General features: G+C 62.3%; 18 protein-coding genes and 1 pseudogene. 11 read left to right on the forward strand and 8 right to left on the reverse strand.

Annotation, left to right across the window (positions count from 1 at the left end):
- Nucleotides 1–155: 155 nt before the first annotated feature.
- Complete coding sequence (locus tag ACBG85_RS11330) at nucleotides 156–911, forward strand: hypothetical protein (protein WP_165638281.1); 756 nt, start codon at nucleotides 156–158, stop codon at nucleotides 909–911.
- A 25-nt stretch (nucleotides 912–936) separates the two neighbouring features.
- Here the strand turns inward: ACBG85_RS11330 and nadE are convergent, their stop codons facing one another.
- Complete coding sequence (gene nadE, locus ACBG85_RS11335; RefSeq protein WP_003944695.1) at nucleotides 937–1761, reverse strand: ammonia-dependent NAD(+) synthetase; 825 nt, start codon at nucleotides 1759–1761, stop codon at nucleotides 937–939.
- Nucleotides 1762–1829: 68 nt separating this feature from the next.
- Here nadE and ACBG85_RS11340 point away from each other — a divergent pair, with 68 nt between their 5' ends.
- Nucleotides 1830–2384, forward strand: a complete 555-nt coding sequence (locus tag ACBG85_RS11340; protein ID WP_065352914.1) for a nucleosidase — start codon at nucleotides 1830–1832, stop codon at nucleotides 2382–2384.
- A gap of 19 nt (nucleotides 2385–2403) precedes the next feature.
- Here ACBG85_RS11340 and ACBG85_RS11345 read toward each other — a convergent pair whose 3' ends face one another.
- On the reverse strand, nucleotides 2404–3183 hold the full coding sequence (locus ACBG85_RS11345) for an META domain-containing protein (protein WP_333830643.1): 780 nt from the start codon (nucleotides 3181–3183) through the stop codon (nucleotides 2404–2406).
- 35 nt (nucleotides 3184–3218) lie between these two features.
- Nucleotides 3219–3818, reverse strand: coding sequence for a TetR/AcrR family transcriptional regulator (locus tag ACBG85_RS11350; protein WP_003944690.1), 600 nt, complete (start codon nucleotides 3816–3818; stop codon nucleotides 3219–3221).
- A gap of 106 nt (nucleotides 3819–3924) precedes the next feature.
- Here ACBG85_RS11350 and ACBG85_RS11355 point away from each other — a divergent pair, with 106 nt between their 5' ends.
- The gene (locus ACBG85_RS11355; protein WP_030534957.1) at nucleotides 3925–4491 is read left to right on the forward strand and encodes an NAD(P)H-dependent oxidoreductase; all 567 of its coding nucleotides are present in this window, start codon (nucleotides 3925–3927) and stop codon (nucleotides 4489–4491) included.
- A 55-nt stretch (nucleotides 4492–4546) separates the two neighbouring features.
- Here ACBG85_RS11355 and ACBG85_RS11360 read toward each other — a convergent pair whose 3' ends face one another.
- Entirely contained in the window at nucleotides 4547–5374 is an 828-nt protein-coding gene (locus ACBG85_RS11360) for a siderophore-interacting protein (RefSeq protein ID WP_209908307.1), read from the reverse strand.
- Between the two features lie 290 nt (nucleotides 5375–5664).
- Between ACBG85_RS11360 and nrdH the strand changes: the two genes are divergently transcribed.
- The 4 genes from nrdH (at nucleotide 5665) to nrdF (ending at nucleotide 9640) form a co-directional block, all read left to right on the forward strand.
- The gene (gene nrdH, locus ACBG85_RS11365; RefSeq protein ID WP_003944717.1) at nucleotides 5665–5895 is read left to right on the forward strand and encodes a glutaredoxin-like protein NrdH; all 231 of its coding nucleotides are present in this window, start codon (nucleotides 5665–5667) and stop codon (nucleotides 5893–5895) included.
- A gap of 82 nt (nucleotides 5896–5977) precedes the next feature.
- Nucleotides 5978–6457: a class Ib ribonucleoside-diphosphate reductase assembly flavoprotein NrdI gene (gene nrdI / locus ACBG85_RS11370; protein ID WP_003944767.1), complete on the forward strand. Its 480-nt coding sequence runs from the start codon at nucleotides 5978–5980 to the stop codon at nucleotides 6455–6457.
- Nucleotides 6415–8598 carry a class 1b ribonucleoside-diphosphate reductase subunit alpha gene (nrdE, locus tag ACBG85_RS11375; protein ID WP_003944756.1) on the forward strand — a complete coding sequence of 728 codons (2184 nt, stop codon included), beginning with the start codon at nucleotides 6415–6417 and terminating at the stop codon, nucleotides 8596–8598. Before nrdI ends, nrdE begins: the two co-directional genes overlap by 43 nt.
- 76 nt (nucleotides 8599–8674) lie before the next feature.
- Nucleotides 8675–9640: a class 1b ribonucleoside-diphosphate reductase subunit beta gene (gene nrdF / locus ACBG85_RS11380; RefSeq protein WP_003944744.1), complete on the forward strand. Its 966-nt coding sequence runs from the start codon at nucleotides 8675–8677 to the stop codon at nucleotides 9638–9640.
- Between the two features lie 1213 nt (nucleotides 9641–10853).
- On the opposite strand, the gene ACBG85_RS11385 is transcribed toward nrdF, so the two are convergent.
- From ACBG85_RS11385 to ACBG85_RS11395, 3 genes are all read right to left on the reverse strand, one after another.
- Nucleotides 10854–11327, reverse strand: a complete 474-nt coding sequence (locus ACBG85_RS11385; protein WP_285184030.1) for an NUDIX domain-containing protein — start codon at nucleotides 11325–11327, stop codon at nucleotides 10854–10856.
- 66 nt (nucleotides 11328–11393) lie between these two features.
- Complete coding sequence (locus tag ACBG85_RS11390; RefSeq protein ID WP_285184031.1) at nucleotides 11394–12488, reverse strand: iron-siderophore ABC transporter substrate-binding protein; 1095 nt, start codon at nucleotides 12486–12488, stop codon at nucleotides 11394–11396.
- Nucleotides 12489–12537: 49 nt separating this feature from the next.
- Nucleotides 12538–13533: an ABC transporter substrate-binding protein gene (locus ACBG85_RS11395; protein ID WP_042450041.1), complete on the reverse strand. Its 996-nt coding sequence runs from the start codon at nucleotides 13531–13533 to the stop codon at nucleotides 12538–12540.
- Nucleotides 13534–13882: 349 nt separating this feature from the next.
- Here ACBG85_RS11395 and ctaD point away from each other — a divergent pair, with 349 nt between their 5' ends.
- The 4 genes from ctaD (at nucleotide 13883) to ACBG85_RS11415 (ending at nucleotide 18624) form a co-directional block, all read left to right on the forward strand.
- Nucleotides 13883–15673 (forward strand): cytochrome c oxidase subunit I, encoded by a 1791-nt coding sequence (ctaD, locus tag ACBG85_RS11400; RefSeq protein ID WP_020907234.1) that lies wholly within the window; start codon nucleotides 13883–13885, stop codon nucleotides 15671–15673.
- Between the two features lie 116 nt (nucleotides 15674–15789).
- Nucleotides 15790–17010 carry a phosphoserine phosphatase SerB gene (gene serB, locus ACBG85_RS11405; protein ID WP_003944761.1) on the forward strand — a complete coding sequence of 407 codons (1221 nt, stop codon included), beginning with the start codon at nucleotides 15790–15792 and terminating at the stop codon, nucleotides 17008–17010.
- Nucleotides 17007–17792: a peptidyl-tRNA hydrolase gene (locus ACBG85_RS11410; RefSeq protein WP_218695167.1), complete on the forward strand. Its 786-nt coding sequence runs from the start codon at nucleotides 17007–17009 to the stop codon at nucleotides 17790–17792. The genes serB and ACBG85_RS11410 overlap by 4 nt, the downstream gene beginning before the upstream one ends.
- A 37-nt stretch (nucleotides 17793–17829) precedes the next feature.
- On the forward strand, nucleotides 17830–18624 hold the full coding sequence (locus ACBG85_RS11415) for a membrane protein (RefSeq protein ID WP_314732975.1): 795 nt from the start codon (nucleotides 17830–17832) through the stop codon (nucleotides 18622–18624).
- On the opposite strand, the pseudogene glgX reads toward ACBG85_RS11415, so the two are convergent.
- Nucleotides 18537–20579 (reverse strand): annotated as a pseudogene (gene glgX, locus ACBG85_RS11420) (glycogen debranching protein GlgX); the annotation flags it as partial. The gene ACBG85_RS11415 and the pseudogene glgX overlap by 88 nt on opposite strands.
- Nucleotides 20580–20605: the final 26 nt, after the last annotated feature.

Genomic DNA, 20605 nt, shown 5'->3' on the forward strand with positions numbered 1-20605 from the left:
AGTTTCTCCTACTTTTGGGGGAGCGAATGCACTTCGAATTGCCAAGGTGAATTGTCATCTGTTTGGATGACAAAAGAAATACCTTCGCTGTTGGTAATTGTCGACATGTGTTAATTTTGGCGCAATTCCACTCGGGATATGTGAAAGGTATTTCAATGTCGATTAATTCCACGCGCCGTGTCGGAGTCGTCGTAGCACTCCTCGGGGCAGCTGCACTCACCGCTCCGGCAATTGCTACTGCGCTTCCGTCCACCGGTTCTCTCGGCTCTTCTGCGCCGGAAGCCTCCTGCTCGACCCTGTCCACCGAAGCGACGCCGAACGGTTGGGGCATCCCGTTCACCGACGAGAAGGATCAGACCGCGTCGTACTCGGCCGACAACGTTCTCGACAAGGACGGTTCACTGAAGCTGGCCGTCGACGGTACCGGCGATCGTTCGGTTTCCTACCATTCGGCCGGCGGTATCAAGTTGTCCGACGCAGTCGGCAAGGCGATCGGCTTTGCCGAGCGCGCCGCCACGCCGACTGCGGCGTTCCAGCTCCGCCTCACCGGAACGACCGGCGGAAAGTTCGAGAACGGATTCACCACCCTGGTGTGGGTCCCGGGACCCGACGCCACGCCGACGGCTGACGGCGGCGTTCACGCGGATCTCCAGAAGGGCGTGTGGTGGAGCACTCAAAACATCGAGGGCGCCAAGGACCGCGTGTCAGTGCCTTTGGCTGACATCGTCGCCGCGAACCCGAACGCGGTAGTCGACCACTACGGCGTCAGTGTGGGCACCGGTTCCGCTGCCACGTCGACGCTGGTCGATGCAGTGCAGTTCAACGGATGCACCACCAACTTCGCGAAGAAGGATCCGGCTTCGGGAACGGGTTCGCTGGGCGACGTCTTCGGCAGCCTGTTCGGTAGCTAGTCGCTGGTAAGAGCTCTGGTAGGAGTTACTTCCACCAGTCATCGAGGGGTGTGACCGGCACCGTGCGCTTGTGACGAGTGTTGGTGAACATCTTCTCGAGCTTCTCGGCTACCTCGGAGGAAACGTCCTTTCCTTCGAGGTAGTCGTCTATCTGTGAGTACGTGACGCCGAGGGCAACTTCGTCGGGTAGCGCGGGTCGGTCGTCCTCGAGGTCGGCGGTCGGCACCTTGCGCCACGTGCTCTCGGGTGCGCCCAATTCCTGCAGCAATGCAGCGCCCTGGCGTTTGCTCAAGCCGGTGAGCGGCGTGATGTCGACACCGCCGTCACCGAATTTCGTGAAGAAGCCGGTAATCGCTTCTGCGGCGTGGTCGGTACCGATCACGAGGTAGCCGAGCTGACCGGCAATCGCATACTGGATGACCATTCGTTCGCGCGCCTTGATGTTGCCGCGGACGAAGTCGCGTAGTTCGCCGTTTCCCAGCGCCTCGGAGGCCTCACGGGCCGTCGCGTCGGCGCCAGGCTTGACGTTGACCGTGAGAGAGCGGTCCGGCTTGATGAAGCCGAGCGCGATCTGAGCGTCGGATTCGTCGGCCTGAGCGCCATAGGGGAGTCGAACGGCGACGAACTCGGCCTCGTGGCCTTCTTCGCGAAGTTCCGTGACCGCGCGTTGGGCGAGGGCTCCGGCGAGCGTGCTGTCCTGACCGCCGCTGATTCCCAGAACGAACCCTTTGGCGGGGGTCGAGCGCACATAGTCCTTCAGGAACTGGACTCGCGCGCGAACCTCCGCTGCGGCGTCGATTGTCGGCTTTGTGCCGAGTTCTTCGATGATGCTTTCACGCAGTGTGGCCATGAATGGACTCTAGCGATGTGAGCAGGCGCGTGCAGTGCCACCGTATCCGGGGCGGTACGGTCGCGCACATGAGTGCGAACAACGTTCTGGTGGTCAGTGCGACGAAGTCGGAAGCGGCATACGTGCCGCAAGGATGCGAACTGCTGATCACGGGGATTGGAAAGGTCAGTGCTGCAACAGCAGTCGCCTCTGCTCTCGCGCGGTACGAGCGGGATGATCTGCCGCTGGTCGTCAACATCGGGACAGCCGGTGCGCTGCACGCGCACCACGGCGGCCTCTATGTTCCCGGCGTCGTCATCAATCACGACATCAGCAGCACCGCGATCCGAGCGCTGGGGCACGACGTCGCGGACCGTTTGGTGCTCGCCGGCGGTGACGACTCGGTGTTGGCGACCGGCGACGCATTCATCGCCGACGCTGCAACCCGGGACGCCCTTGCACAGCGAGCCGATCTGGTCGACATGGAGGGGTTTGCCATCGCATTCGCCGCGCAGGCTGCGGGTGCTACCTGCCGACTCGTCAAACACGTCAGCGATCACGCGGACGACTCGGCCTTGGACTGGCCCGCGATGATCGATGCCAGCGCCCGCGAGTTGGGGCGCTGGCTGCTCGACAACGTCTGATCGAGCCTGCAGCGTCTGGTCAAGCCTGCGCAGTCAGTATCAATCCGGTGTCGTCGGGCTTGCGCAGGGTCAGCGTGTCGGCGTCGACGGTGTAGCTCACTTCGCCGTCGAGCACCGCCAGGATCTGGCGCTCGATGTCCATGTTCTCCTCGGGGCAAGCCATACGCGTGGTTGCCATCGGCGTGAACGTGACTGTGGTGTCGGACGTCTGGGCGCTTCCGGTCATGCGATTGCATCCGGTGCTCCCGCTGACCGAACCGTCTGCGGCAATCGTCAGTTCGGTAGCTGACGTCTCCAGAGCCAGGCTCGTACTGATCGCATCGGGACTGATGAGGGACGTGACAGTCCACGTCGTGCCCTGCAGCGGTCGATCCGGCGTGACGATTTTCTTGTCCTGCAGGGTGACTGTGGCGTCCTTCGATGTCAGGACGAGGGTGTCGCCGTCGAGGCTCCACGCCGGCGCAGCGGTCAGCAATGTTGTTGTCCAGGAGTCGGATTCGGCGATGCCGGGAGGGCAGCCCATCATGGTCGACGCCATGGTGCCGGTGGTCAGCTTGCCGTCGGTGAACTCGACCGAACCGTTTGCCGTGTTGCATCCGGCGCTCGCGGACACTCGACCGGCCTGGCTGAAGTCGAGAGTCAGCGGGCCGCCGCCGGGAATTTGTGCTCCATCCACGGAGGTCGAGATGAACACACGACCGGAGGGATCCGTCTTGTCTTCGGGGGAGTCGGACGAAGCGGAGCAACCGCTTACCGCGGCGATGGTCAGGAAGCCGATGACGGCAGCAGCGATGCGCATGGGCTCACATTAAGTGGTGGGACGGATCTGGGGAGTCAACATCGAGTAACGCGCCGGGCAAGGTCTTCCCAGCCGGCCGCCAGGCGCTCGGTGGTCATCCCGAGATCGCGCACCTGATGAAGGACGAGCGACGCTTCGAGCGGTGCCAACAGTGCTGAAGCGAGCAGATCGAGGTCGCCCTCGACGCCGGCTCCTCGAAGAAGCCCGATGACGTGAGCGATGCCGAGAGCCCGGGCCGGACCGCCGAAGCGGTATTCAGGAGCGTTTTCCGCCGCTCGGAGGACTTCGCCCTGTACTTCCACCATGGCAATCCGGGCTCGTCCGAACGCGATGAGGCGCTCGATCGGCGGCGCGCCCGGACCCAACGGTGGGGGGCCGAACATGAATGCCTGCTGCAGTTCTCGCTCGGTGTGATCGAGCAGTGCCTGCATCAGTCCCGATCGATTGCCGAAGCGCCGAAAAACTGTGCCCTTGCCCACACCGGCCCGGCACGCGACAGCATCCATCGTCACCGCGTCGACACCTCGCTCGGCAACGAGGAGGGCTGCGGCGTCGAGCAGAAGTACGCGGTTACGTGCTGCGTCACCGCGCTCGACCGGCGCGGCGCCGATCTGGGGGAGGGGGATTGCGCTCACGGGATCAGATTACAGGGCCGGGGAATGTAAGTGGACCGCGGTCCGTTTAGTTGATATAACTTTCAACCGGAGCCACCAACCGCACCACTCTCGAAGGAAACTCGCTATGTCACAGACCAATGTTCTCGTTCTCGTCGGCAGCCTGCGCGCCGGATCCGTCAACCGCCAGCTTGCCGAGACGGCTGTGTCCGCCGCACCCGAGGGTGCCACGCTGACGGTCTTCGAAGGCCTCGCCGACGTCCCCTTCTACAACGAAGACATCGACGTCGAGGGTGCTTCCATCCCCGCTGTCGACGCACTGCGCTCTGCTGCGAGCGACGCGGACGCGTTCCTGCTCGTCACCCCCGAGTACAACGGCACCATTCCCGCAGTTCTGAAGAACGCCATCGACTGGATCTCGCGTCCGTACGGTGTCGGTGCAGTCAAGGACAAGGCTGTCGCAGTCATCAGCGCTTCGCCCAGCGGCAACGGCGCCAAGTGGGCACACGAAGACACCACCAAGGCGGTCCGTATCGCCGGCGGCAAGGTCGTCGAGGACACTGCACTGAGCATCGGTGGAACCGGCGCACTGTTCGGTGAGCTGCACCCGCGTGAGAACGCAGAGGTGCTCGCTCAGGTCTCCAAGGTCGTCTCCGACCTCGTCGACGCCGGCAAGCAGCTCGTCAACGCGTAATTCGTTTCACGAATGAGGGCCATGCCGGAAGGTGTGGTCCTCACTCGTATGCGCGCTAGAGCCCTTCGCGTTCCATCGCGTCGTCGACCGCGTCGCGAACCGACTCGAAATCCTTGCCGGCCATCATCGCTTCGCCCATCGCAGCATCGATACGGTCGGCGACGGCGGCGTACCGACGCTCCCAGTTCTCCTTGTCCTCCCGCCAGTAACCCATCACGTGCATGCGGGTTGCCGGGATTTCCCATGTTCGACGCAGGTGAGTGCGGATGCGTCTGGCGGCCGCGGCCTCGACTGCACACCAGATGTAGCCCTCGCCGGGGGGCAGGGGAGCGCCGGCCAATTCGGCGAGCAGCGAGTCCGATTCCTCGATCCATCGGTAGTGAGCGTCGGCGCGCGTCGTGAACGTCTGCTGTTCACTCGGCGCGGGTACCTGCGCGATGACGTGGATCGGTAGACCGTCGGGTGCTTCTTCGAGAATTCGCCCGATCGCGGGCAGAGCGGCGTGATCGGCGACCATCAGCAGCCAGTCGCAACCTGCCGGCGGCGTGAACCACCCGCTCGCCGTCGAGAGGTGAACGGTCTCGCCCGGTTGCGCAGTCGCGGCCCAGAGTGCCGCGCCGCCGTGGCCGTGGAGAACGAAGTCGATCTCCAGTTCGTTCTTCGACGGCTGCCAGCGCCGGACGGTGTAACTACGGGCGTGAGGGGGATCGAGGGGGAATCTGACGAGCACCCGTTCGTCGGGGCTCCCGCTCGTCTCGAAGTCGCTCAGGCCCTCCCCACCGAAGGTGATTCTGCGCATCAACGGTGTCACCTGCTGTGTTCTCGTCACGGTTGCCTCGTGGCGTGGAGCCTCGTCCTTCGGGGGTGTTTCCACGACGCTCATGGTAGGTCCGTGGCGCGGCTCCGAGAGGCTGGCGAGCACAAAAGAAACTGTGACGCGCGACACGCCGACGCGCCGGGAAATGAAGGCGCTGAACTGGGGCGACCTGGGAATTCCAACGATGTGACTCACAACATCTCGCGTTATGTGTTTCTGTCGGCCACTAGGTGTAGTGTCTTGAGCACTGAGAGACCACAACGCGGAACGCCTCGAGCGAGACTCCGGCAATCGGTCGTATCGGTGCTGAACATCACTACATCGGCCTTTGTTGGCTAAGCGAAAGAGGGACTCTCATGAGCATCACCGTCTACACCAAGCCCGCTTGCGTTCAGTGCAATGCCACCTACCGCGCCCTGGACAAGGCCGGTCTCGAATACAACGTCATCGACATCACCGAGGATGCCGAAGCCCGCGACTACGTCATGGCTCTCGGGTACCTCCAGGCACCCATCGTGGTTGCCGGTGAAGATCACTGGTCGGGCTTCCGTCCCGATCGCATCAAGACCCTGACCGTCGCTGCTTGAAGCGCCGCAGTGTCGGCGGTGGACACCTCCGCCGACACATCTGAGTAGTTCCGGGCACCGTACAAGAAAATGGTGACAACCGATGACTTCGCTGGTCTATTTTTCCAGCGTGTCGGAGAACACCCACCGATTCGTTCAACGTCTCGGCCTGCCTGCGACACGTATACCTATCCATGACCGTGACGGCTCATTTCGTGTAGACGAGCCCTATGTGCTGATTCTGCCCACCTATGGTGGCGGGGTCACCGTGACAGGGCGCGACACCAGTTATGTACCGAAGCCGGTCATTCGTTTTTTGAACAATCCACACAACAGGTCGTTGATCAGAGCAGTGATCGCGGCGGGAAACACCAATTTCGGTGAGTCCTTTTGCTATGCAGGAAACATCATTTCCCAGAAATGCCACGTTCCTTTTCTGTACCGGTTCGAACTCATGGGCACTGCCGAGGACGTCGACCGGGTACGAGAAGGCTTGGGGGAGTTCTGGAATCATCTCGAAACAGAGAAGGAGCACGGGCAGTGGCGCCAACCATCACTGACACGATCGCGGCAGGAAGCGTAGAGCGTGATGCGCGCGGCGGCGATTCCACCAACGGTCTCGACTACCACGCACTCAACGCCATGCTCAACCTGTACGGCGCCAACGGTGAGATCCAGTTCGAGATGGATGTCGCTGCAGCCCGTCAGTACTTCTTGCAGCACGTCAACCAGAACACCGTGTTCTTCCACAACCTCGACGAGAAGCTGGACTACCTCGTCGAGGAAAACTATTACGAGCCCGAGGTTCTCGATCAGTACTCACGTACTTTCGTGAAGTTCCTGATCGATCACGCGTACGCCAAGAAGTTCCGCTTCCCGACGTTCCTGGGTGCATTCAAGTACTACACCTCCTACACGCTCAAGACCTTCGACGGTAAGCGCTACCTCGAGCGTTTCGAAGATCGTGTCTGCATGGTTGCGCTCACCCTGGCCGCAGGCAACGAAGACCTGGCCGTCGAACTCGTCGACGAGATCATCGCCGGACGCTTCCAGCCCGCCACCCCGACGTTCCTGAACTCGGGCAAGAAGCAGCGCGGTGAGCCCGTGTCCTGCTTCCTGCTTCGTATCGAAGACAACATGGAGTCCATCGGTCGCTCCATCAACTCGGCACTGCAGCTGTCCAAGCGCGGTGGCGGAGTTGCCTTGCTGCTCACCAACGTTCGTGAGCACGGCGCCCCGATCAAGAAGATCGAGAACCAGAGTTCGGGTGTCATCCCGATCATGAAGCTTCTCGAGGACTCGTTCTCCTACGCCAACCAGTTGGGTGCGCGTCAGGGCGCCGGTGCTGTGTACCTGCATGCGCACCACCCCGACATCTACCGGTTCCTCGACACCAAGCGTGAGAACGCCGACGAGAAGATCCGTATCAAGACGCTCTCACTCGGCGTCGTGATCCCGGACATCACGTTCGAACTGGCGAAGAAGAACGAGGACATGTACCTGTTCTCGCCGTACGACGTCGAGCGCATCTACGGAGTTCCGTTCTCCGACATCAACGTCTCCGAGAAGTACTACGAGATGGTCGACGACAAGCGAATTCGCAAGTCCAAGATCAAAGCTCGCGAGTTCTTCCAGACCGTCGCCGAATTGCAGTTCGAATCGGGCTACCCCTACATCATGTTCGAGGACACGGTGAACCGGGCGAACCCGATCGAGGGCAAGATCACGCACTCGAACCTGTGCTCGGAGATCCTGCAGGTTTCGACGCCTTCACTGTTCAACGACGACCTGTCCTACTCGAAGGTCGGCAAGGACATCTCCTGCAACCTGGGTTCTCTGAACATCGCGAAGACCATGGACTCGCCCGACTTCGCCAAGACCATCGAAGTGTCGATCCGCGGATTGACGGCGGTGTCCGACCAGACGCACATCTACTCGGTGCCGTCGATCGAGCAGGGCAACAACGACTCTCACGCCATCGGCCTCGGTCAGATGAACCTGCACGGATACCTCGCTCGTGAGCGGATCTTCTACGGCAGCGAAGAAGGCATCGACTTCACGAACATCTACTTCTACACCGTGCTGTTCCACGCACTGCGTGCGTCGAACAAGATCGCCATCGAGCGCGGCTCGTACTTCAAGGGTTTCCCGGAGTCGAAGTACGCCTCGGGTGAATTCTTCGACAAGTACACCGACCAGGCTTGGGAGCCTGCAACCGACAAGGTTCGCGGACTCTTCGCCGATGCGAAGCTGCACATCCCCACCCAGGACGACTGGCGTGAGCTGAAGGCTTCGGTTCAGAAGCACGGTATCTACAACCAGAACCTTCAGGCCGTCCCGCCGACCGGCTCGATCTCGTACATCAACTACTCCACCAGCTCCATCCACCCGGTGGCGTCGAAGATCGAGATCCGCAAGGAAGGCAAGATCGGCCGCGTCTACTACCCGGCGCCCTACCTGACCAACGACAACCTGGAGTACTACCAGGATGCCTACGAAATCGGGTACGAGAAGATCGTCGACACCTATGCTGCCGCAACGCAACACGTCGACCAGGGCCTGTCGCTGACGCTGTTCTTCAAGGACACCGCAACCACCCGCGACATCAACAAGGCGCAGATCTACGCGTGGCGTAAGGGCATCAAGACGCTGTACTACATCCGTCTGCGTCAGATGGCACTCGAAGGCACCGAGGTCGAGGGCTGCGTTTCCTGCATGCTGTAGAGGGCTCCGCCCCCGTGCGCCTTTTCGGTAGTGGTTACTACCGAAAAGGCGCACAACCGAACGAAGTGAGGAACTAATGGTCAAGCTGGTCAGTCGCGTTTCCGCCATCAACTGGAATCGCGTCCAGGACGAGAAGGACGCCGAGGTATGGGATCGCCTCGTCAGCAACTTCTGGCTGCCCGAAAAGGTGCCGGTCTCCAACGACATCCCGTCCTGGGGAACGCTGACCGCGCAGGAGCAGCAGCTCACCATGCGCGTCTTCACGGGCCTGACGCTGCTCGACACCATCCAGGGAACGGTCGGCGCCGTCAGCCTCATCCCGGACGCGATCACTCCCCACGAAGAAGCGGTGTACACCAACATCGCCTTCATGGAATCGGTGCACGCGAAGAGTTACAGCTCGATCTTCTCGACGCTGTGCTCCACCCCGGACATCGACGACGCGTTCCGCTGGTCGGAGGAGAACCCCAACCTGCAGCGCAAGGCGCAGATCGTTCTCGACTACTACAACGGCGAGTCGCCGCTCAAGCGCAAGGTCGCATCGACGCTCCTCGAGAGCTTCCTCTTCTACTCCGGCTTCTACCTGCCGATGTACTGGTCCTCGCGAGCCAAGCTCACCAACACTGCAGACCTCATCCGCCTCATCATCCGCGACGAGGCCGTGCACGGGTACTACATCGGCTACAAGTACCAGAAGGGCCTCGAACAGCTCACCGAGGCCGAGCGTGAAGAGCTCAAGAACTACACGTTCGAGTTGCTCTTCGAGCTCTACGAGAACGAGGTCGACTACACCCAGGACCTCTACGACGGCGTCGGTCTGACCGAGGATGTCAAGAAGTTCCTGCGCTACAACGCCAACAAGGCGCTCAACAATCTCGGCTACGAAGGCCTCTTCCCGAAGGATGAGACGGACGTCAATCCGGCTATCCTGTCGGCACTTTCACCGAATGCGGACGAGAATCACGACTTCTTCTCGGGTTCAGGAAGCTCTTACGTCATCGGCAAGGCAGTCAACACCGAAGACGACGACTGGGATTTCTGACCTGCAATCCCGGAAAATGACTCTGGGGTGAGCACGCCAATGCTCACCCCAGTGAGGATCACTTACGCAATCCGCCTAACAACGTGAGCGTAGCGGTCCTCTCGATCGCATCGCAACCTCCATTGCTGAGGTCGATGCGCCATCTTGGGAAACCTTCCTCGATGGGAGACAAGCCTCACTCAGAAGGGTGCAGGCGAGACCGAGAAAGGGCGGCCCCTGTGCCTTCCATCACTGCTCATTTCGGAATCGACGATCCAGTTCCCTTTGTCGATGTTGATGTTTCCATTGACAACCGGCTCTTCGTGGATCCGCGCGCGATCCGCTTGCAAGGGCCTACGAATCCCATCGCGTCGCACGCGAATCGATGTACCGAATCATTCTTTGCTACGACAGCGCGGAATGTACTTTCGTCGAACCCTGCGGACCACCGGACGGGACGACGACTTCTCCAGAAGTTCGAGGAACCTTGGGAGACTCGCCTCGGACTTGCTGCGAACGGGTTCAGCGGCCATGGCGGAGCTGACGACGTGGGAGTCCGAATCTGGGACACGCTCTCGAACGATGTCGAGGCACTACTCCGGGTTGGTTTGCTGCGAGAAGTTGAGGATCTGCCGCTCTTTGTCGAGGGTATCGACCGAGATATTATGTCCGACATTACAACTCGAATCATATTCCAACCTCTTGCGGATTTCACAGCGGATATTATGGCGTCGTATCCACAGTTCACGTCACGCGGGCGTCGAGTAGGGAACTTTCAGCGTCAGGTGTGGGATCCGTCCACAAATGACTGGGGAACGGCGACAGTTCAACTTCCAGTAGTGAACAGTCGTCCGCTGCTCTTGGTGCCCGCGTCATGGGTTTCGGCGAACTTGTTGATGTCCGCGGGTAGGTACTACGAAACGAGTGTTCTCTCGTACGCCCAACTGGAGCAGGCGGTTTACTCACGAAGTGGGCGATTACTGACGACACCCAAGCGTTTGCTGAAGAAACAGCCCGGGCTGGGACGTGGGCGCGCTACGAATTTACGGGTGACTCAGCGAGCAGTCGATGGAGATGCCGATCTGCTTGCGTCGTTCAAGTCGTTCGTCGATGCACGATGGCTTCAACGTCAACGTGAACTGGCGAGTTCTGAGGTCGCATAGACGAGACTGCTAGCCGAGGCGTACCATACCATGAATTACGCCTCGGCTTCGGTCGTCGATAGGGGAGTTGGTCAGCGCTGAAACCACGCTTCCGGCTTGTCCAGCAACGCTTTTGCGAGGCGCAGACGCGAGGTTTCCGTCATGTCCGAAGGCAATCCGCTCGGCGCGAACCACGCGACCTCGAGGTTTTCGTCGTCCGCCACGTGTGCAGCTCCGCCGGTCCACCTGGCCAGGAAACACACGTCGAGGTACTGAGTCACGTCGCCGTTGGGGTACGTAATGGGCTCTGTGACATCGACACTCGTGATCCGAACCAATTCGGCGTCGACGCCGGTTTCTTCCTTCGCCTCGCGCACCGCCGCCGCCGACGGTTCCTCCCCAGGCTCGAGAACGCCGGACACGACGGCCCACTGACCGTTGTCGGCGCGGCGGGTGAGCAGGACCCGACCGTCGTCGTCGCGGATCACGACGCTCACTCCGGACAGCCAGAGCGGCGCATGACCGACCTTCTCGCGCAGTGCAACAATGAATTCGGGGATCGGCATGATCAGAACCCGAACTTCACAGCTGGGGCGAACCGCTTCGAATGTCGGAGTTGTGGTTCGTTCCAGTCAGCTCGCATATCCGTTCAAGGTTCCCTTCAAGTCCGCCAATACGGCACGGGCAGCAGTCATCCCGTTTCCGCTCCAGATGTCGTCTTCCGCTACGAACACACGTCGGTCGGTGGCAGCGGCGAGGTCCTGCCACTGGTCGCTCTTCATGACCTCGGTGCCGTAGCTACGACCGTTCGGCCCGTCGAAGAGGACGTAGATCAAGTCCCCTTCGGCGGCGCTGAGATCGTCGGCCGGAATCGGTGCCGTGGTCGCATCGGTCAATCGCTGCGCCGGTGGGCGCCGGACGCCGACGTCGCTGAGGATCTGTCCGGCGAAGGATGCGGGGCCCTCGATCTGCAGGTCCTTCGAACCGAACCGAACCACTGATGCCTGCGTCTGCGATGCATTCAATGCGTCGCCGAGCTGCACGACGTCCTGCTGGTAGCGGTCGAGCTCCGTCGCAGCCGCGGACGAACGGCCCAGTGCCTGGCCGGCGAGGGCGAACTGCGCTTTCCAGTACACAGGATCCGAGCCCGCGAACACGGTGGGGGCGATGGCGTCGAGTTGCCCGTACAAGCCGTCGGACGCCGGACTGGACCCGAGGATCAAGTCCGGCGCGGCGGCCTTCACGGCGTTGACGTCAGGTGTGCTCACGGGGCCGACACTCGGAATCTCCGAGATGCCGAAACCCAGGTACGACGGTTGAGGTGAGTCGACACCGGTCGCGGCGCCCACTACCCGCTCCCACAGGCCGAGGGCGCACACGGCGTCCATCGAGACGCTGTCGAGGACCACGATCCGTTGGGGATCGGAAGGAACCTCGGTTTCACCCGCAGTGTGTACGACTCGACGCTTCACCCCGGGGCCCGCTCCCGGGTCGGCTTGCGTCGGCGTCGGGCACGCGGTGGCGGTGTCGCGTTCGATACCCATCACGCCGGCACCGGCGATCGACGTAGTGGTCCGGACGATGGTGCTCGCGGGATCGTCCGACGAGTCGGACGAGCAACCACCGAGGACGAGCATCGTGGCGGCGATCCCCAGGATCGAGACACGACGAACGGACGTGCGGGCGGTCGTGCGTGAGAGAACAGACGTGCGTGAGAGAACAGACAAGTCGACGGCTTCCTGTGTGAGCGGGCGCCGTTCAGGTTAGCTGTTCGACTCAGCTGTTCTGCTTGTCCACCTCGAACGTGTCCGAGAGGTCGTCGAGGATCATGTGGGCGCCCTGGATGCTGACCGGCGACATCCAACGTGAATCGTCCACGTCGACCTTGCGTCCTCGAAGGGTCTGCCACAGCGGGCTCTCGAGGAACGGCTTCGCAGCTTCGGCGCTCTTGCCCTCGGCGTCCTGCCAGGTGCTGATGAAGATGACGTCCGCGTCGGCTTCGTTGATCAGCTCGGGGCTGATCTTCATCATGATGTTGCCGGCATCGGCGGGGTCAGGTCCCTGGTTGTCCGGGCGCTTCAATCCGGCGTCCTGAAGAACGATGCCGCTGAACGAGGTGGTGCGGTAGAGACGTGCGGTCGGTTCACCGGCGAACCGGACTACCGAGATGACCGGGTTGTTCGCCTTCTCGTTGATTTCCTTGCCGACGGCAGCCGCGCGTGTTTCGTATTCGGTGATCTTCGCCTCGGCCAGCGATTCCTTGCCCAGCGCTTCACCGACTACGCGGATGTTGTCCTTCCACGTCGGACCGGTCGTCTGGGTGAAGACGGTGGGCGCGATTGCGGAGAGCTGCTCGTAGTTCTTCCCGTCGCGGACCTCGGCGGAGATGATGAGGTCCGGCTGCAGTGCGGCGATCTTCTCGAGGCTTGCACTGCTGACCGTGCCGACCGAGACGGCGTCCGCGGCGAATTCCTCCCGCGAGGATCCGAGGTAGTCGGGCAGACCGGGCTCGCGGTAGTCGACGTAGCCGACGAGCGGGGATTCGAGGAGAAGGACGGCGTCGGTGAAGCTGTTGTCGAGCGCGACGATCCGCTGGGGTGCTGCCGGGATTTCGGTGCTTCCACGGAAGTGTTCGATCGTGCGGGGGAATGCGCCCGACTCGGTCGAGGTGGTGGTTGCAGCGGGCTCGTCGTTACTCGAGCAGGCTGGAACGACCAAGGCGATCGAGGCTGCGACGGCTACCAGCGCGGCGCGGCGGGGAAAGAATTTCACTGAATACTCCTGAGGTGAGTTAGGCGAGGGTGACCTTATCAGTGGAGGAGATGGCCGAAAACGGACACCGACCGAATTCTTCGACGCGCACGACACGCCGATTCGGAAGTGGGTTCGGACTCCCGGGGGAACATAAACCGCAGGTCGTTCGTTCGGTGCCGTGAAAAACGGAGGCTCGAGTACGACGCAGAGTAGGACCGGGTCGCGGTGCCTCGGAGTCACGGTCTACGATTCGATGAGCGCAAGCCAGAAGCCGTTGTCCGCAGCCCGGGCGACGGACCCTGCGGGCGCAACCAAGGGCTCTTTGACGGAGTCTGCGGAGCGACCAAAGGCACATTCAGGAGGATCAGTGACTGCCGTAGCGCCCCAGCCAGTCCCCACGATAGCGCCGGCCAGGCCTTACCCGCCGCGGCAGGGACCCAAGGGCTCATTCATTTTCAAGATGATCACGACCACCGATCCCAAGGTGCTCGGAATCATGTACTTGGCGACTTCCATCGCCTTCTTCCTCATCGGTGGCCTCATGGCACTGATGATGCGTGCCGAACTTGCTGTACCCGGCATGCAGTTCCTTTCCAACGAACAGTTCAACCAGCTGTTCACCATGCACGGCACGATCATGCTGCTGCTGTACGCGACCCCGATCGTCTTCGGCTTCGCGAACTACATTCTTCCGCTCCAGATCGGTGCACCCGACGTCGCGTTCCCGCGCCTGAACGCGTTCAGCTACTGGCTGTACCTGTTCGGTGCGATCATCACGACGGCCGGATTCGTCACGCCCGGTGGCGCAGCAGACTTCGGTTGGACGGCATACACGCCGCTGACCAGCGCGCTGCACAGCCCCGGCGTCGGCGCCGACCTGTGGGTCCTGGGTCTGGCCGTCGCCGGCCTCGGCACCATCCTCGGTGGCGTCAACATGGTCACCACCGTGATCTGCCTGCGCGCACCCGGTATGACCATGTTCCGCATGCCGATCTTCACCTGGAACATCTTCATCACCAGCATCCTGATCCTGCTGGCGTTCCCGCTGCTGACCGCTGCATTCATGGGCTTGTTCGTCGACCGCCATCTCGGTGGGCACATCTTCGACCCGGCAACGGGCGGTGTGCTCCTGTGGCAGCACCTGTTCTGGTTCTTCGGTCACCCCGAGGTGTACATCATCGCGCTGCCGTTCTTCGGCATCGTCTCGGAGATCTTCCCGGTCTTCAGCCGTAAGCCGATCTTCGGCTACAGCGGCCTGGTGTACGCAACATTGGCCATCGCCGCTCTGTCGATCGCAGTGTGGGCCCACCACATGTACGCAACCGGCGCTGTTCTCCTGCCGTACTTCTCGTTCATGACGTTCCTGATCGCCGTGCCGACAGGTGTGAAGATCTTCAACTGGATCGGCACGATGTGGAAGGGGCAGTTGACCTTCGAATCGCCGATGCTGTTCTCGATCGGCTTCCTGATCACCTTCCTCTTCGGTGGTCTGTCGGGTGTCATCCTCGCGAGCCCGCCGCTCGACTTCCACGTCACGGACAGCTACTTCGTCGTCGCCCACTTCCACTACGTGGTCTTCGGTACGGTCGTGTTCGCCACGTACGCCGGTATCTACTTCTGGTTCCCGAAGATGACCGGTCGCATGATGGACGAGCGCCTCGGCAAGTGGCACTTCTGGACCACGTTCGTCGGTTTCCACGGCACGTTCCTCGTTCAGCACTGGCTCGGTGCCGAAGGTATGCCGCGTCGTTACGCCGACTACCTGCCCTCGGACGGGTTCACGGTTCTGAACTCGGTGTCCACGATCTTTGCCTTCGTACTCGGTGCCTCGACGCTTCCGTTCATCTGGAACGTCTTCAAGAGCTACCGCTACGGCGAGGTGGTCACCGTCGACGATCCGTGGGGTTACGGAAACTCGCTGGAGTGGGCAACCACCTGCCCGCCGCCGCGTCACAACTTCACCGAGTTGCCGCGCATCCGCAGCGAGCGTCCGGCGTTCGAGCTGCACTACCCGCACATGGTGGAGCGGATGCGCGCGGAAGCGCACGTCGGCCCCGGCCACGGCGGGAAGAACGCCAGCACCGTGCTCGAAGATGCTCGTCACGAGCCGCTCACGGTCGGGGACGAAGGCGACCCCGGAACCGACAGCCGCTCCTGAGCGAAGTAACACACTGAAGTAATCAGCGAAGGCCCCGCCCGAGTAACGGGTGGGGCCTTTCGCTTGGCACAATAGTGACGATCAAGACGCGAACGAAGAAACGATCGGAGTTTTCGGTGGGTGCCTCTGACACCACTGTTCTGGTGACTGTGACCGGGCCGGACCGCCCTGGCGTCACCTCGGTACTGTTCGCGGCGCTGTCGCGGCACGATGTGCGTCTACTCGACGTGGAGCAGGTGGTGATTCGAGGTCGACTGACACTCGGGGTCATGGTTGCCTGCCCGAACGATCCCGAGGCGCTTCAGGAAGAACTCGAACAGGCGATGGCGACGGTCGGAATGAACGTCGACATCGAAATCGGTGCCGATCCCGGACGGCCCGCGGTGTCCACCCACGCGGTCGTTGTTCTCGGTAGCCCGGTCAATGCTCGCGCAATGCGATCGGTTGCACGCGAACTCGCGAAGCAGGGCGCAAACATCGATTCCATCCGTGGTGTCGCCGACTATCCGGTCACCGGTCTGGAACTCAGCGTCAGCGCGGCCGATACGGCCGACGGCGACGCGAAGCTGCGCACCGGACTCGCCGAGGTCGCCGCACTCGAAAACGTCGACATTGCGGTCGAGCGCGCAGGTCTCGCTCGCCGGGCCAAGCGTCTGATCGTGTTCGACGTGGACTCGACGCTCGTCCAGGGCGAGGTCATCGAGATGCTCGCCGCGAAGGCCGGCGTCGAGGACGAGGTCCGCGCCGTCACCGAAGCTGCGATGCGCGGCGAGATCGACTTCACCGAATCACTGCACCAGCGTGTGGCGACACTCGCCGGTCTCGACGCCTCCGTCATCGACGAGGTGGCAGAGAGCATCGAACTGACGCCGGGTGCGCGAACCACGATTCGCACCCTGCGCCGTCTCGGATTCCACTGCGGCGTAGTGTCGGGTGGCTTCCGGCAGGTCATCGAAGGTCTCGCACACGAACTCGAACTGGACTTCGTGCACGCCAACACCCTCGAAATCGTCGACGGCAAGCTGACCGGACGTGTGATCGGTGAAATCGTCGACCGCGCCGCGAAGGCCGTTGCGCTGCGCAAGTTCGCCGATCAGGTCGGTGTGCCGATGGAACAGACCGTCGCCGTCGGCGACGGTGCCAACGACATCGACATGCTCAACGCCGCGGGCCTGGGCGTGGCGTTCAACGCCAAGCCTGCGTTGCGGGAGGTCGCGGACGCTGCTTTGTCGCATCCCTTCCTCGACGCTGTGCTGTTCATTCTCGGTGTGACCCGCGACGAGGTCGAGGCTGCGGACGCCGTCGACGGTGGCGTGCGACGCGTACCGATTCCATGAGTTCCGATCCAGCATTCAGTTCCGATCCAGCTGTGATGTCCGGCCCCGATTCGCGCTGGCGCGAGCGCTACGCGGTGCTGGCTGCTGGGTACGGAGGGCGAGACGATCCCGCGGATCCGGCGCTGGTGTTGGCGATGCCGATCGTTCTGCACATTCCGAAGGCAGACCCGCCCAAGCGCACCGCACTGCTCGAGGCTGCGGCAACGGCGGCTGTGGCGCTGTGTCTGGACGAACGCGTCGGGTTCACCGAAGACGGGGAACCCGGCCCCTGGCACGAGGACTATTCGGCGTGGGTGGGTGCCCGGATTCGGAAGGTGTCTCGTCGAGCGCGAGGAGCGCAGTGGCTCGCCGCGCAGGAGGTACCGGGAATCACCGTCGATGTGGATGGCGCGCAGGCGCGGACTCTGGTTCCCGGGCCGGTCGGAGAACTGGACCCGCGAATCAAGAAGTTGCAGATCGGTGGGACCGATCTCGAGCACGACGAGCCTGGCCCGCCGGAGCCTGGTCTTCCGGTGCTGTGGATCGACTCGGCGCTCGAGATGACGGTTGGCAAGGCGTCGGCACAGGTCGGGCATGCCTCGATGTTGTTGGCGGCGGCCATGTCCGAGAAACAGTGCTGGGCCTGGGCGCAGAACGACTTTCGCTGCTCAGTGCGCGACGCGAGCCCGGAACAGTGGGCCGAAGCAGTAGTTCGGCTGAAGAAGTCGGAGGCCGTCGCGGTTCGTGACGCTGGTTTCACGGAAGTGGCACCAGGCTCCATGACAGTCATCGCGGTTCCGTAGAGACGTAACCGACCAGTCCAGTATCGGTAACTTGGCTATGGATGAACAGTCCAGTGGCCTTCAAGATGGTCGAGTGTTGATACGGAGATTCGCCTCGCTGTTCGTCGGTCTGTGGTTGTACGGCTTCTCGATGGCCATGATGATCACGGCCGGTCTTGGTTTGGATCCCTGGGACGTGTTTCATCAGGGTGTGGCCGAGCATGTTTCGCTCAGTTTCGGCGTGATCACTGCGATTACCGGTGCGGTGGTACTGCTGCTCTGGATTCCGATCCGTCAGCGGCCGGGATTCGGAACGGTCGCCAATGTCGTTGTAATTGCCATCTCGGTGGATACCTCACTGGCCTTCTTGCCGGTCTTTGATTCCATGCCAGTTCGAGCCGTGATCATGGTCGCGGGAATCCTCCTCAACGGACTGGCCAGCGTTCTCTACATCGGCGCGGGCATGGGGCCGGGCCCCCGCGACGGATTGATGACCGGACTGGTCGCTCGCACAGGTCTGTCGGTCAGGCTCGTGCGTACCAGCATCGAGATCGCGGTCCTCACGACCGGATGGCTCCTCGGTGGAACCGTCGGCGTCGGAACAGTGTTGTACGCCTTCGGGATCGGACCGACCATTCAATTCCTCATCAAGGTGCTGCCGGATTCCATGACAGCAGCGGTGACCGGAGGACGTGTCACGGAACGTAAGGCCAAGACCGTGGGGCCGGTCAGCGAAATCTCGGTGCCGACGGGAACTTCGGCCGTGGAGGCAGGTTCTCCGGTGGGTGAAGCCGAATCGAACGATGCAGTCAAGGTGCCGTCGAACCATTCCGGAGTGCCGACGGTGACCTGAACCGGTCCACCGGAATGCAGGATCAGGAGCCAACTGTCGTCACCGAGTGGGCGCCCGGTTCGAGTGTGAGACCGAACGTCGGCTCCGTCGATCCAGGCCTGCAGCGTTCGGTGACTCTCGTCGTACCATGCGGTGTCGTCGAACTCGACGCCGGCAGCGTCGAACCAGACGAGGTCCGGGTGCTCCAGTCTTCTTCTGCCTTCAAAGAATTCGGGCTGACGCAACGCCGGTGCCGCTCGGCGTAATCCGAACGCTCGGGAGACGAACTGCACCAACGACTGATCGGCCGCCGTCCAGTCCAGGGCCCACGAATCGGCTGGGGAGGCAAGTGTGGGAACACAATACGCGTTGTTGTTTCCGCCGAGACTGTGGCCGAACTCGTCTCCGGCGGTGAGCATCGGTGTGCCTGTCGACAGCACGAGCGTGGCCAGTAGCGCCCGTACATGACGTGCCCTGGCGTCCTGAATCTCGGGATCGGTGCTCGGGCCTTCGATTCCGTGGTTGAACGAATCGTTGTGATCGGCGCCGTCACGATTATCTTCACCGTTGGCTTCGTTGTGCTTGTGGTTGTACGCGACCAGATCGGCGGCGGTGAACCCGTCGTGCGCTGTGACGAAGTTGATCGACGCCCAGGGGCGACGGCCGCTGCCGGCAAAGATGTCCTCGGAACCGGCGAGGCGCGACGCGACCTTCCGGACGCTGGATCCGCCGTTCCAGAACTGGCGAATGGTGCTGCGGTACTTGTCGTTCCATTCGGACCACTGGAGTCCGAAGTTTCCGACCTGGTAACCGTCGGCCGTCGCATCCCACGGTTCGGCGATGAGCTTGCACCGAGTCAGTACCGGATCGGAGGAGATGGCGGACAGGATGGACGCCCGCTGGTCGAAGCCTCCGCCGCGCGGCCTACCCAACGCGCTCGCAAGATCGAATCGGAAGCCGTCGACACCCATTTCGGTGGCCCAGTAACGGAGGCTGTCGGTGATCATGCGGACGGCGATGGGGGAGCAGGCGTCGACCGTGTTGCCGCACCCGGTCAGGTCGATGTCGCGGCCGTCGCCGTCGAGAAGGTAATAGCCGGGGCCGTCCAAACCTCGCCAGCTGACACTGATTCCGTCGACACTCTGCTCGCAGGTGTGGTTGTAGACGACGTCGAGGACGACCTCGATGCCTGCCGCGTGTAGTGCGTCGACCATGATCCGGAACTCGGTGACTTCGCCGCCCGGAGTTGCCGCGTATCCGGGATGCGGGGCGAAGTACGACGCCGTCGAGTATCCCCAGTGGTTGCGCATCCCTCGCTCGCGGACGCTCTGTTCGGTCAGAAACGCCTGTACGGGAAGCAGTTCCACGGCAGTGACGCCGAGTGAGACGAGGTGATCGATCACGGCCGGTGCCGTCAGGCCGAGGTACGTTCCGCGGTGGGCGGCGGGTACTCCTGGATGACTGGCGGTGTACGCGCCCACATGCAGTTCGTAGATGACGCTTTCCTCCCACGGCGTCTCGAGGCGGGCTCCGGCGGGCGCGAGGCCGGGAGTCACCACGGACAGCGGCACGTGGCCGAGCGAGTCGACCGTCGACGGGTCGCCGAAGGGATCGTCGGCGTACGACAGGAGGGCACGGTGATCACCGAGATCCCCCTCGATGCGGCGCGCCCACGGATCGACGAGCAGCTTGTGTGGATTAAGTCTCAGCCCGGCGCGCGGATTCCACGGGCCGGACGCCCGAATTCCGTAACGCTGCCCCGCACCGATCCCGGAGATGATTCCGTGCCAGATTCCGTACGTGTGTTGCCGAAGTTCGACGCGATCTTCGTTTCCGTCCTGGTCGATCAGGCAGATCTGGACGCTCGACGCAGCTGGGGCGTGGACCGCGAACTGGGTTCCGGAGTCCACGATGTGGGCGCCGAGTGGGAACGGAGACCCGGGCGTCGGGGTGTGAGTTTCGATGAGAGGCGACACGCAAGATGATCCTGCCGTGAACGGCC

Origin of the sequence: Rhodococcus sp. NyZ502 (genome assembly GCF_041464245.1) — a bacterium.
Classification (GTDB): domain Bacteria; phylum Actinomycetota; class Actinomycetes; order Mycobacteriales; family Mycobacteriaceae; genus Rhodococcus_F; species Rhodococcus_F qingshengii.

Coding starts and splice junctions, on each gene's coding strand:
- ACBG85_RS11330 (WP_165638281.1), top strand. CDS start 156: ATGTCGATTAATTCCACGCGCCGTGTCGGAGTCGTCGTAGCACTCCTC.
- nadE (WP_003944695.1), bottom strand. CDS start 1,761: ATGGCCACACTGCGTGAAAGCATCATCGAAGAACTCGGCACAAAGCCG.
- ACBG85_RS11340 (WP_065352914.1), top strand. CDS start 1,830: ATGAGTGCGAACAACGTTCTGGTGGTCAGTGCGACGAAGTCGGAAGCG.
- ACBG85_RS11345 (WP_333830643.1), bottom strand. CDS start 3,183: ATGCGCATCGCTGCTGCCGTCATCGGCTTCCTGACCATCGCCGCGGTA.
- ACBG85_RS11355 (WP_030534957.1), top strand. CDS start 3,925: ATGTCACAGACCAATGTTCTCGTTCTCGTCGGCAGCCTGCGCGCCGGA.
- ACBG85_RS11360 (WP_209908307.1), bottom strand. CDS start 5,374: ATGAGCGTCGTGGAAACACCCCCGAAGGACGAGGCTCCACGCCACGAG.
- nrdH (WP_003944717.1), top strand. CDS start 5,665: ATGAGCATCACCGTCTACACCAAGCCCGCTTGCGTTCAGTGCAATGCC.
- nrdI (WP_003944767.1), top strand. CDS start 5,978: ATGACTTCGCTGGTCTATTTTTCCAGCGTGTCGGAGAACACCCACCGA.
- nrdF (WP_003944744.1), top strand. CDS start 8,675: ATGGTCAAGCTGGTCAGTCGCGTTTCCGCCATCAACTGGAATCGCGTC.
- ACBG85_RS11385 (WP_285184030.1), bottom strand. CDS start 11,327: ATGCCGATCCCCGAATTCATTGTTGCACTGCGCGAGAAGGTCGGTCAT.
- ACBG85_RS11410 (WP_218695167.1), top strand. CDS start 17,007: ATGAGTTCCGATCCAGCATTCAGTTCCGATCCAGCTGTGATGTCCGGC.
- ACBG85_RS11415 (WP_314732975.1), top strand. CDS start 17,830: ATGGATGAACAGTCCAGTGGCCTTCAAGATGGTCGAGTGTTGATACGG.